Source organism: Elizabethkingia bruuniana (genome assembly GCF_002024805.1).
GTDB lineage: Bacteria > Bacteroidota > Bacteroidia > Flavobacteriales > Weeksellaceae > Elizabethkingia > Elizabethkingia bruuniana.
In genome coordinates this window covers 1,096,653-1,108,923 of record NZ_CP014337.1, presented here as the reverse complement: position 1 = coordinate 1,108,923, position 12,271 = coordinate 1,096,653, and the positions used below count along the sequence as shown (strand labels likewise).

The following is a 12,271-nucleotide window of genomic DNA, read 5'->3' as shown; positions in this document are numbered from 1 at the left end:
CGGGCTATAATTAAGAAATGAATTCAGGATTATTTACCTTCTTCCATTTTTCTTTTCAATTCTGCAAGAGCATCGATGTCACCAAGAGTTGCTTTTTCTTCGTTGTTATTGTTTGAAGAAATAGTCTTAGACTCTTTTACGTTCTTTCTTTCCTCTTCTCTGAAGATACCAGTGTGAGAAACTACAACTCTCTTGAATTCTTTGTTGAATTCGATTACTTTGAATTCAGCTTCTTCACCTTTTTTGATCTTAGAACCATCTTCTTTCTCTAAAAGTCTTGCTGGAGCGAAAGCTTCAACTTCAGCATCTTCAAACTGTACATTAGCTCCTTTATCGAATACATCTACTGCTTTACCTGCGTGTACAGTTCCTTCAGCATATTTAGTTTCGAATTTATCCCAAGGATTTTCTTGTAATTGCTTGTGACCTAAAGAAATTCTTCTGTTATCTAAGTCAAGTTCTAATACTACAACATCTAGAGTATCTCCTACGTTGCAGAACTCAGATGGATGCTTGATTTTCTTAGTCCAAGAAAGATCAGAGATATAGATTAGACCGTCGATACCTTCTTCTAACTCTACGAATACACCAAAGTTAGTGAAGTTTCTTACAGTACCTTTGTGCTGAGAACCTACAGGGTATTTTTCCTGGATGTTAGCCCATGGATCCTGAGTTAATTGCTTGATACCTAAAGAAATTTTTCTGTCTTCTCTGTCGATAGTTAATACTTCAGCTTCAACCTCATCACCGATTTTCACGAAATCACCCGCACTTCTTAAGTGAGTAGACCATGACATTTCAGATACGTGGATAAGACCTTCTACACCTGGAGCGATTTCAACGAAAGCACCGTAGTCAGCAAGAACTACTACTTTACCTTTTACTTTATCTCCAACTTTTAGGTTAGCATCTAAAGCATCCCAAGGGTGTGCTTCAAGTTGCTTCATACCTAACTGAATTCTTGTTTTCTCATCATCGAAGTCAAGGATAACCACTTTAACAGTCTGTCCATCTTCAAGAATTTCTGAAGGATGGTTAACTCTAGACCAAGAAAGGTCTGTAATGTGGATAAGACCGTCAACACCACCAAGGTCGATGAATACACCGTAAGAAGTAATGTTCTTAACAGTACCTTCAAGTACCTGACCTTTTTCAAGTTGAGCGATGATCTCTTTTTTCTGACCTTCGATATCAGCTTCGATAAGTGCTTTATGAGAAACAACAACGTTTTTGAATTCGTGGTTGATCTTAACAATTTTGAATTCCATTGTTTTACCTACAAACTGATCGTAATCTTTAATAGGCTTAACATCGATCTGAGAACCTGGTAAGAATGCTTCGATACCGAATACATCTACAATCATACCACCTTTAGTTCTAGATTTAACGAAACCGTTAACGATTTCACCAGACTCGTGGTATTCATTTACTTTATCCCAAGCTCTAAGAGTTCTAGCTTTCTTGTGAGAAAGTTGTAACTGTCCAGACTTGTCTTCTCTTCTGTCAACCATTACTTCAACCTCGTCACCTACTTGTAAACCTTGGTTGTAACGGAATTCGTTAAGAGAGATAACACCTTCAGATTTGAAGTTGATGTCAACAATCGCTTCTTTGTCTGTTAATCTTACTACTTTACCTACAAGAACGTCGTTATCTTCAAGATCGTTAAGAGATCCTTTGTAGATTTCTTCTAGTTCGTTCTTTTCTTTTCTGTCCTCTGCATTTAATCCACTTTCGAAAGATTCCCAGTCAAATTGTTCTGGTGCTACGTTTTGGTTCAATAGAACCTCTGCTGAATTTGTCTCTTTTGACATTTTCTAAAAAATTTTGTATTCCGTCCTTTCCTGCTCTTGGCCTAATGTGATGGCAGAAATTCCGGAAGATGTTAATTATTAAATATTTACTTCGCCAAAAATGTACTCACAAAAAGTGGTGCAAAAATACAACTTTTTTATGACATAACCTTGTATTTCAAAGTTTTTTTACACTAGTGTATTTTACTGAATCATAGACTTATAAGTGCATTAAATAATTATAGTGTTATTTGATATACTTATAGCTTCTGTTTATTATATAATAACTCTTTCTATAGTGCGGAAAACATTCATTTTATAAATGATCTGAAATCTGAGTATTCAAAAACCTATCTTTGCAACATGAATTTAGAATCAATTTATAAAAAATTGCAGATTCAGGACATGAATCAGATGCAAAAATCTACATATAAAGCTACAGAAAACAAAACTGATGTAGTTTTGCTCTCCCCTACAGGTTCTGGAAAAACACTAGCTTTCCTGTTCCCGGTACTTCGCAATCTGAAGAAAGACAAACCCGGGATTCAGGCTTTAGTATTGGTTCCTGCAAGAGAATTGGCGTTGCAGATAGAACAGGTTTTCAAAGCGATGAAGACCGATTACAAAGTCACCGTATGTTATGGTGGTCATGATAAAAAAATTGAGATCAACAGCTTGACTGAAGCTCCCGCTTTATTAATCGGAACGCCTGGAAGAATTGCGGATCACCTTAGAAATAATAGTTTTAATCCTTCAACAATCAGCACTTTGATTCTGGATGAATTTGACAAGTCTCTTGAATTTGGTTTTCAGGAAGAAATGAGCTTCATTATAGAATCAATGGAAAACCTGTCGCAAAGGATTCTTACATCTGCTACAGCAATGGAGGAAATTCCTGCTTTTACAGGATTGAAAGATGAAAAGACAATTGATTTTCTGAAACTGAGTGATGTAAAACCTGATATCCAGTTTAAAAAAGTTATTACGACCGCTGAGGAAAAACTGGACGCCTTGTTTCACTTAATATGTAAGATTGGAAATAAGAGAACTCTTATCTTTTGTAACCACAGAGAGGCTGTAGACAGGATATCAGAACTATTAAAGGACAAAGGAATTGAAAGAGAAACTTTCCATGGTGGTATGGAGCAGGATGAACGCGAGCGGGCATTACTAAAATTCCGTAATGATTCTGCAAAAATTCTGATTACAACTGACTTAGCAGCACGTGGCCTTGACATTCCAGAGGTTGAATCTATTGTACACTACCAACTTCCTCCAAAAGAAGATGCTTTCATTCACAGAAACGGACGGACTGCAAGAATGAATGCAAAAGGATTTGCTTATCTTATTATGAAAGAAGATGATAACTTCCCTTTTCTGGAGAAAGATATTCCCGTTGAAAATGTAGAAGGTGAAAACAAAATCCCACAGCAAACAGCTTTCCAGACCATTTATATCAGCGCTGGTAAGAAAGATAAAGTAAACAAAGTAGACATTGTCGGATACCTCATCAAAAAAGGGGAATTAGGAAAAGATGATATTGGATTAATCGAAGTAAAGGATACCACTTCTTATGTTGCTATATCCAGAAAAAAAATACCAGAGTTATTAAAAAAGCTGGCTACCGAAAAGCTAAAAGGTAAAAAGGTTAAAATGGAAATTGCTTATTAGGAATAATAAAAACCGCCTCAAATGAGGCGGTTTTTATATTTATTTTTTTCTAACAGACCAATTACCACTCCAAGACCCTTGTTTCCATGTACCTGACATAGAACTTAGATTCCCATATAAAGTAAAGCCCGTTTGGGTAGAAATTACACTTTGCAGAGCCCCTGCATCTCCAATCCCTCCTAAAAAATCATCTGTAATATTCATTGATGTTCTGGTTCCTCTGACATAACCATCTTTACTCACGTTAATTACTAAATCACCAGATATACCACCTGAAAAACTTCCTACATACACTCCCATATAAGGAGATGTGTATTTTTCACTTGCTTCATCCTTAGATCTTTCATTATAAAAATCAATAATCTGATCACAGGAAACAAACATGGAAAGGCTAAAAGCAGTAAATAATATTTTTACTATCAATATGTTTGGCAATAACTTCTTCACTTTCATTTTTTACTTTATTATAATAATATTGTATCGATTCTTTATTAGCAAAATAAAGCCATCCATTCTTCACATAATCATCAGTAATTTCAATATTACTTGAAGTTGATTGTTCTGAAGCAACCATTTCCTGTCTACAGCCAAGGTTTACACCTAATAAAATCAAGGCTCCCATAATAAAATAATTTTTTTCCATATAATTTTATTTCCTTAGTGTTTCCAAATATAAAAAATAAATTAAAAAAAAACAATTTAACATAAAAAGATAAACATAATGAAAATAATTTTTTAATATAAATTAAAAAATAAATGCAAATAAAAAAAGCCGGAATATAAAAATTCCGGCTAACTATATTAAAAATAGCTAATGTTGTATTTATATAAGTTTACTTTCCTGACAAATATTTCACAGCCTCATTCAGCACCCTGTCTACAAAAGTATTTGGAGAACTTTGCATAGCCGCTACCTCAGCATCTGTAGGGGGCTCTACAAAAATATCAGGCTTTACTCCAACACCTTCTATAACTTGCCCACTAGCATCTTTTGCAGCCATTAGCGGCATATAGAAAGTAAGATAGCCCGCAATTTGATCTCTTGTCCCACCATTGAAGTCATCCGGAGAGCCCAAACCAGCAGTAGCTCCGGCGCTATAATCACCCACAGAAATCACCTGGCTTCCCTGGGTTTTAATCATCATTGTTGACATTTCAGACATACTCGCGCTTCCTTTATCGGTCAGGATTACAATTGGAATATTAGAAGGGAGCCCAAACTGATGAGGATTAGCCTGCATCGGAACCCAAGGTGTATAGTTAAACTGTCCGTTTCCTTCTTTGGTTCTTTGATAACCCCAAACAGCAGGTTTTGTAATAAAACGATCTGTAAAGAATCGAGCATCTACAATAGCACCACCGCCATTGCCTCTAAGGTCTATAATAATTTTTTTAATACTTCCTTTACGTAATGGATTGAAAAATCCTGTGTAAAGCGGTTCATTATCCAGAATATCCTGAGCAGCTGTCTGAAACTGAGGCAATCTATACCCCCATTGCACATGTGTACCCATTTTGGACACAAACCATTGAATATAAGGAAGACTCTCAGCTGTTAAAACAGGTGCATAAGTTGCACCACTAGTATATGCCACCAAATTTTTAGATTTATCCAGTGCCTTTTGTGTAGCGTCCAGAAAAGCACTTGAGATAATTTCAGTACTTTTAAAAGAAGCTATCTGATCATTAAAAGTTTTCACTTCTACAGATGCAGGGAAGGAATTCCACTGATTCAGAACATTTACTGTAAAATCTCGTACTTTTTTTCTGAAAGTTGCATCTTTAATTGCATTGAGTTCTTTTGAAGCATCAATATCAGCAGTGGTTAATAATAATCCATTCCCCGTATCCGGAGTCAAATACTTGTCTAAAAGATCTATCTTAAAATTTGATGCTAAAGCAAACTGAGCAAAACTGAAATAATAAATATCCGGATTAGATTTTAAATTTCCAGCTAATAAGAAGTTATCTTGGAGCAATACGTTTCCTGTAAGCCTATTCTTCATATAGCCATACTTCGCACTAAAAGGATAAATATTATGACCTTTAGTTTTCATCCCTCCCCAAAATGTATAGGAGCTAATGACACTATTATTAGAGGCAGGCATTGCGACTTTTACATTAAAATGTCGGTCTATAATAGGATCTACAATTTCGGTAAAATATTGTACAGCTTTTAACTTGTCATCGTTAATGTCTTTATCATTATCCGTACTCTTACCAAATGTTTTCAAAGCCGCAAACTTTGGATAATATTCACGGTATATAGCATTCCAATCCATTCCATCAGCTCTTTTTTGCTCATAGAAGTAGTTATATCGCTGGTCCATTACTGTCCAGAATACTTTAAAAAGATCCGCATAAGATTTCACATCATTACTGGTATATCTCGTAGGCTCTGTTATAGAGGTTTCTTCATCTTTTACACAGGAGTTTAGTGTCATTGCTGACAGAGCTAATCCTAAAGCAAAAACTGGTATTTTTATAAAATTTCTTTTCATAATTTAAATAGTTATTGGGTTGATAAGTGATTAGTCGAATTTGTAAGATACACCTACTGAAATCATATAAGAACGGGTCGTTGCCTTCTGATCTTTATCTGTGTTGGTTTTACTGATATCCGATAAACCATATTGATAATTATAAGCACCATATACATCAAACTTATCAAAAGAATAACCTAACTGAGCCTGTCCTTGAAGCCCATAACCAAAACGATTCAATTGGTTTTCATTCTTTTTAAAATCATAAGTGTCCGATACTTTTACATAAGGAAAGGTACCATCAGGCTGCAATCCTCCAAAAACAGGGTATTGGCCTTCTCTCTTCATATTGAGCCAGTATTCTGTATACATACCACCCGCTACTTTAATCCATACTCCTTTACTCTCGTGCGGATTATTCAGAATATAGGCCCCAACTAATAAAGGGAAAGAAAGGAAATTATTCTTATAATCGGTATACTGCCCGGAGCGGGTTCCTGTTCTTTCATATTTATAATTCTTTTGCAGGAAAGAAACTCCGGTAGACATAAAAATAGACTTCCAGATCATATATTCTCCGGAAAGATTTACTCCGAAACCATAACGGCCAGAATATTTTGTATCTACTAGATTTGAAACATTGCCATTTAATACACTGTACGTGTATCCGGCATCCAGGCCAATTTTAAACTTGTTCTGTGCGAACAGACTTGCACCTACTGGTAATAGGCAAAGACATAAAGCCTTGCATAAACTTTTTTTCATAGATTTTTTTGATTTGGTTAATTACACTGGGGCAATATACAAAATATTACTATTACAACAATTTAACATAATTAAATATTCCATCCCCAACAAAAACAATAAAAATTAAATCTTTTAATATTCAAAAACTTAATCCGTTAAATAAATTACAAATTATTATAAAAGCATTCGGTCACAAAAAAATATTTACCTTTGCTATAACAAGAAATTATGAAAGTAGAACTGCCTGAAAAACTATATTATTCAATTGGTGAAGTCGCCAAAGCCTTCAATGTAAACACCTCTCTTATTCGTTACTGGGAACAGGAGTTTACTATTATAAAACCGAAAAAAAATAAGAAAGGAAACCGTTACTTTACCCCTGAGGATATTAAAAATCTGAAAGTCATTTATCATCTTGTAAAAGAAAAAGGCTATACCCTGGAAGGGGCTAAAACAGCGCTAAGCACTTCTCCTAAAGTTGAGAAAACAGTTGAAATCATAGACCGATTGGAGTTTGTAAAAGCAGAGCTACTAAAGCTAAAAGAATCTTTAACTGAAAATGAATAAAGTAAAAAGATACTATTTGCATTAATTATAAAAATATTTTTTGAATAATAAAAACATCCTGCTTTTCATGGCAGGTCTTTTTCTTTTACTATTTGTCTCAAAAGCTGCTCAGCTTATTGTTTATGGTTTTCAGTTTAATGCAGAAGAAAGCAGTGCATACAATATAGGATTATTTACAGGTAAAACACTTATGTTGATTTATTTTTCAACATTAATTAATTTATTATATAAAAAATATTTATATTTAAAGAGACATAATATTAAATAATGAAATATGAAATCTCTACTCTCATTTCATATGAGAAAGAAACAGTTTATCGGATTAGCTGTTTTAGGATTTCTGGTGCTTATTTTAGAGGTATCTTTTCATTTTTATAAAGAGTATAAAACTCAGCAACCTTCCGATACTGTAGAATTCATTTCTTCCGGCAAATCAAATCCCGTTTTCACTACATTCAACCCTAATGATCTCAATGCCCAACAATGGGAAAAATTGGGATTCACTCCAAAGCAGGCCAAAACCATTCTTAATTATAAAGAAAAAATATGCAACGGAAGTTTTACTTCCAAAGAACAATTATCTGAGTGTTTTGCGATAAGCAAACAAAAATTTACAGAGCTCAGTCCTTATATACTACTTCCCGAGACTGCTATTAATAAGAATCCGGAATATCGGAAGAAAGATAAAAAACTTACAATCAGAGGGAAATTCAATCCTGACAATTACAATGTACAAGACTGGATTAATTTAGGATTTTCGGAACGCCAGTCAGAATCTATTTTGAAATATAAAAAGTATCTGGGAGGCAGTTTTCAGTCTAAAGAGAAATTTAAAGAATGCTTTATCATTAGTGAAGAACAGTACCAACAACTTGCACCTTTCCTACTACTTCCTCAACAAAAGAATACTGGTAGATTTTTGGTAAAAGAACTGAAGCCTAAAAACACATTCGATCCTAATGTACTTACAGCACAGGAATGGAAAAACCTTGGCTTCTCAGAAAAGCAAGTACAGGGCATTCTGAATTATAAAGAAAAGATTTTAAAGGGAAGTTTTAAAACTCTCGCAGACTTAGAAAGATGCTATATGATTTCTGCTGAAAAGTTTGAAGAATTAAAGCCATGGATCCAAATTAATCTGCCTACATCAAAACTAACTCCATCACAAATTACAGAACCAGATATTAATACTATATCTTTCCAGCAACTTCGTGATTACGGTTTTGACGAAAGAGCAGCAGCCAGCCTTCTGGGATTTAGAAAAAAATTAGGTGGCTTTGCCCAAAAAGAACAAATACTGGAAACCTATAACATCGATAAAGATTTAGCCTTAAAACTTATTCGGGAAGCGAAATTAGACCTCAATAAGGTCAATAAAATTGATATTCTTACAGCAGATGAATCTACACTAAAAGGACATCCCTATTTCCGATTTTATGCAGATAAAATAATATTTTACCGTACCTCGATTTCAGATAAAAATGACATCCTGAAAAAACTGAATGCGAAGCCAAAAGATCTTGAAAAAATACTGTGGTATCTAAAATAATACAATTACAAATACGTAAATTCGTGTAACCATTCGCTTATACTACTAAGCAACCAAACTAATAACCGACAACCAATGAACAGTATTATACTAAAAAATGTGTCCGTTAAAAGGGGCAACGATAGCTTACTAAATGACATTGACTTTACTTTAAATTCCGGAGAACACCTTGCCATACTAGGGCCTAGCGGAAGTGGAAAATCGCTCCTAGCAATGGCTTTAAAAGGGCAAATTTTACATACCGGAACCATAGAATACAGAAAAAACAATGAACTAACAAAACCCAAAATCGCTTATATCACCAGTACATATGCGTTAAAAAATAAGTCCAATCTCTCTGATTTTTATTATCAGCAGCGATTCAACACCAGCGATGCTGAGGATTCAGCAACTCTTACAGATGAACTTTTGAAAAAAGGCGATACAGAATCTGTAAACAAGTGGCTGGATAGATTCCAGTTAACACATAGAGCACAAGCTCCTCTTATACAACTCTCTAATGGAGAGCTAAAAAAAATGCAGCTGATTAGCTATTTGCTGAGTAGTCCCGAAATCCTGATTCTGGATAAAGTTTTCACAGGACTTGATGTTCTAAGCAGAAGAGAACTACATACAATTATCAATCAACTGGCCGTTGAAAATGTAAAAATTATTCTGATTACAGACCACCATAACATTCCGGACTGCATTACTCATTTCGCAGAAATGTCCGACGGTGGCATCATAGAATACAACAGCATAAACCGGCTTAGTTTCACTGAAACACAACAGACTGAATTCAACAAACCTCTACCTATTATTCAAAATCCGTCTGTTGATACACCTCTGATTCGGATGGAAAATGTGACAATTCAGTACAACAACAATATTATCCTAAACAATATCAATTGGCAGGTAAATCCTGGCGAGTGCTGGCAGATAAAAGGATACAACGGCGCCGGAAAATCCACTCTCCTTAGTCTTATTAATGGCGATAATCCACAAGCCTACTCTCAGCAGATTTATCTGTTTGGAAAAAAAAGAGGTAGTGGAGAAAGTATTTGGGACATAAAAAAGAAAATTGGATTTGTATCACCGGAATTGTATAACTTTTTTGACCGTAATACAACTGTTGAACAAGCTATTGGATCTGGTTTCTTTGACACTATCGGTCTGTTCAGAAAACTAAATGAACAACAGATATTAAAAGTAAAAGAATGGCTCAGTTTCTTTTCACTGGAAGGTAAAGCAACAAAACTACTGTCTTTTTTATCCAGCGGAGAACAACGACTGGTACTGATTGCCAGGGCACTTATAAAAGATCCGGTTATGCTTGCTTTAGACGAACCTTGCCAGGGATTGGATGATTCTCAGATTACTACAATTACTCATCTTTTGGAACAAATCCATCAGAGTAGCAACATCAGCATGCTCTTCATCAGCCATTACGATAACGAAGTACCTTCTTGTGTAAAACATATACTGGAACTAAATAAAGGTGTTCCCACTATTAGTGAAAGAAAATAAAACACTGAATATCAGACGTATTAAAAAAATGCAATTTTCTTATGTTTTTCATTATATTTGAGAAAAATAGACACCTATGAATTTCGAAATTTCAGAAAACCTGAAAATGATCGCTGAAACAGCGCGTGATTTTGCAGAAAAAAATATTCGCCCACATATCATGGACTGGGATGAATCACAACATTTTCCAAAAGATTTATTTCACCAGCTTGGTGAAATGGGCTTTATGGGAATTGTTATCCCGGAAAAATACGGAGGTTCCGGACTTTCTTACCATGAATATGTAGCTATTGTAGATGAAATTTCACAAGTAGACCCTTCTATAGGACTTTCTGTTGCTGCTCACAATTCACTTTGCACCAATCATATTTATGAATTTGCAAACGAAGAACAAAGAATGAAATGGTTACCACAACTAGCTTCCGGAAAAGTAATCGGAGCCTGGGGACTTACTGAACACAATACTGGCTCCGATGCCGGAGGAATGTCCACTACAGCTGTAAGAGATGGTGACGACTGGATTATCAATGGTGCCAAAAACTTTATCACCCATGCTATTTCGGGTGACATTGCTGTTGTAATGACGCGTACCGGAGAAAAAGGCGCTCCTAATAATGCTACTGCTTTTGTTTTAGAAAAAGGAATGCCTGGTTTTACCTCTGGTAAAAAGGAAAACAAACTAGGAATGCGTGCATCTGAAACAGCCGAATTAATCTTCGATAATGTAAGAGTACCAGACAGCCACCGTTTAGGTGAAGTTGGTGAAGGCTTTAAGCAGGCACTAAAGATATTGGACGGCGGAAGAATTTCCATTGCTGCACTAAGTTTAGGGATTGCTAAAGGCGCTTATAAAGCTGCATTAAAATACGCTAAAGAGAGAAAGCAGTTTGGTCAGGCTATTGCTGATTTCCAGGCTATCAACTTCAAATTGGCAGATATGGTAACTGAAATAGATGCTTCAGAATTATTGATTCAACGTGCAGCTTATCTTAAAAATACAAAACAAAAAATGACTCGTGAAGGAGCCATAGCAAAGCTATATGCTTCTGAAGCCTGCGTAAAAATAGCAAATGAAGCTGTTCAGATCTTTGGAGGCTACGGCTACACCAAAGACTTCCCTGCAGAGAAATACTACAGAGACTCCAAGCTTTGTACGATAGGTGAAGGAACTTCTGAGATACAAAAACTCGTTATCGGAAGAGACATTACAAGATAAAAAATAAAGCCTGATTTTTTCAGGCTTTTTTATTGACCGAAAGTTTGGCACGAAATATTCTATATATTGGAAGTATTCGAGGTTTGAATTGTACATCAATATATTTCAAAATTCGTAATTCATACTTCGTATTTTAAAATAAGACATTGCTTATATTTGTTTAATAATCTATCTCACCAATGAAAAAAGTATTCATAGCGACTTTGGCCTTTATGGCTTTATCTACATATTCTGTAAACGCTCAGACAAGTGAAATAAATCAGCGCATTAAAAATGAAAGAGGTGTTTTACTCATCGGGCAGCAAAATATGGAACCATTCAACAAAAAGCCCTTTAAAGCATGGTATGATGAAGAATATACTCCTTATGTTGTCGATCAGCCTTCTATAAAAAAACTGGAAAAAGAAAATATTTCTTCTTACGAAATCACCATTTTTATTGGATCATGGTGCCCGGATAGCCACCGTGAATTTCCAAGATTTATCAAAATACTGCAGGAATTGAAATATCCTGTAGACAAAGTACAGATTTTCGCTTTAGACCGTCAGAAGAAAAGCCCTCATGAGGACGAGAAAGTTTATAACGTTACCCATGTTCCAACTTTTATTATAAAAAAAGACGGTAAAGAAATTGGGCGAATTACGGAAGCTCCGGAAACAGGATTCTTGGAAAAAGATTTGCTGAATATTATTAATAAAGCAAAATCTTCTTCTTAAACTCTATTTCATCAATAATCATT

At 35.1% G+C, this 12,271-nt stretch carries 12 protein-coding genes; 7 read left to right on the top strand and 5 right to left on the bottom strand.

From position 1 onward, the window contains the following. Positions 1 to 29: 29 nt before the first annotated feature. Positions 30 to 1,814: a 30S ribosomal protein S1 gene (gene rpsA / locus AYC65_RS05255; protein WP_034870317.1), complete on the bottom strand. Its 1,785-nt coding sequence runs from the start codon at positions 1,812 to 1,814 to the stop codon at positions 30 to 32. Positions 1,815 to 2,156: 342 nt separating this feature from the next. Between rpsA and AYC65_RS05250 the strand changes: the two genes are divergently transcribed. Further along, complete coding sequence (locus AYC65_RS05250) at positions 2,157 to 3,464, top strand: DEAD/DEAH box helicase (protein WP_034870316.1); 1,308 nt, start codon at positions 2,157 to 2,159, stop codon at positions 3,462 to 3,464. A 39-nt stretch (positions 3,465 to 3,503) separates the two neighbouring features. Here AYC65_RS05250 and AYC65_RS05245 read toward each other — a convergent pair whose 3' ends face one another. The 4 genes from AYC65_RS05245 to AYC65_RS05230 all read right to left on the bottom strand — a co-directional run bounded on the left by AYC65_RS05245 (position 3,504) and on the right by AYC65_RS05230 (position 6,712). Then, complete coding sequence (locus tag AYC65_RS05245; RefSeq protein WP_052114718.1) at positions 3,504 to 3,917, bottom strand: hypothetical protein; 414 nt, start codon at positions 3,915 to 3,917, stop codon at positions 3,504 to 3,506. Next, the gene (locus AYC65_RS05240; RefSeq protein WP_034870315.1) at positions 3,856 to 4,107 is read right to left on the bottom strand and encodes a hypothetical protein; all 252 of its coding nucleotides are present in this window, start codon (positions 4,105 to 4,107) and stop codon (positions 3,856 to 3,858) included. Before AYC65_RS05240 ends, AYC65_RS05245 begins: the two co-directional genes overlap by 62 nt. Before the next feature lie 190 nt (positions 4,108 to 4,297). Then, positions 4,298 to 5,965, bottom strand: coding sequence for a S41 family peptidase (locus AYC65_RS05235; protein WP_034870314.1), 1,668 nt, complete (start codon positions 5,963 to 5,965; stop codon positions 4,298 to 4,300). 30 nt (positions 5,966 to 5,995) lie between these two features. After that, a complete protein-coding gene (locus AYC65_RS05230; protein ID WP_034870313.1) occupies positions 5,996 to 6,712 on the bottom strand; it encodes an outer membrane beta-barrel protein in 717 nt (238 codons plus the stop codon). Positions 6,713 to 6,922: 210 nt separating this feature from the next. On the opposite strand from AYC65_RS05230, the gene AYC65_RS05225 reads away from it, so the two are divergent. The 6 genes from AYC65_RS05225 to AYC65_RS05200 all read left to right on the top strand — a co-directional run bounded on the left by AYC65_RS05225 (position 6,923) and on the right by AYC65_RS05200 (position 12,248). Then, positions 6,923 to 7,261: a MerR family transcriptional regulator gene (locus tag AYC65_RS05225; protein WP_034870312.1), complete on the top strand. Its 339-nt coding sequence runs from the start codon at positions 6,923 to 6,925 to the stop codon at positions 7,259 to 7,261. Between the two features lie 67 nt (positions 7,262 to 7,328). Beyond that, positions 7,329 to 7,529 carry a hypothetical protein gene (locus tag AYC65_RS05220; protein WP_052114724.1) on the top strand — a complete coding sequence of 67 codons (201 nt, stop codon included), beginning with the start codon at positions 7,329 to 7,331 and terminating at the stop codon, positions 7,527 to 7,529. Between the two features lie 6 nt (positions 7,530 to 7,535). Further along, positions 7,536 to 8,810, top strand: a complete 1,275-nt coding sequence (locus AYC65_RS05215; RefSeq protein WP_034870310.1) for a helix-hairpin-helix domain-containing protein — start codon at positions 7,536 to 7,538, stop codon at positions 8,808 to 8,810. 75 nt (positions 8,811 to 8,885) lie between these two features. After that, positions 8,886 to 10,316, top strand: a complete 1,431-nt coding sequence (locus AYC65_RS05210) for an ATP-binding cassette domain-containing protein (RefSeq protein WP_034870308.1) — start codon at positions 8,886 to 8,888, stop codon at positions 10,314 to 10,316. Positions 10,317 to 10,392: 76 nt separating this feature from the next. Further along, on the top strand, positions 10,393 to 11,532 hold the full coding sequence (locus tag AYC65_RS05205) for an acyl-CoA dehydrogenase family protein (RefSeq protein ID WP_034870307.1): 1,140 nt from the start codon (positions 10,393 to 10,395) through the stop codon (positions 11,530 to 11,532). A 179-nt stretch (positions 11,533 to 11,711) separates the two neighbouring features. Further along, complete coding sequence (locus AYC65_RS05200) at positions 11,712 to 12,248, top strand: TlpA family protein disulfide reductase (protein ID WP_034870305.1); 537 nt, start codon at positions 11,712 to 11,714, stop codon at positions 12,246 to 12,248. Positions 12,249 to 12,271 lie beyond the last annotated feature (23 nt).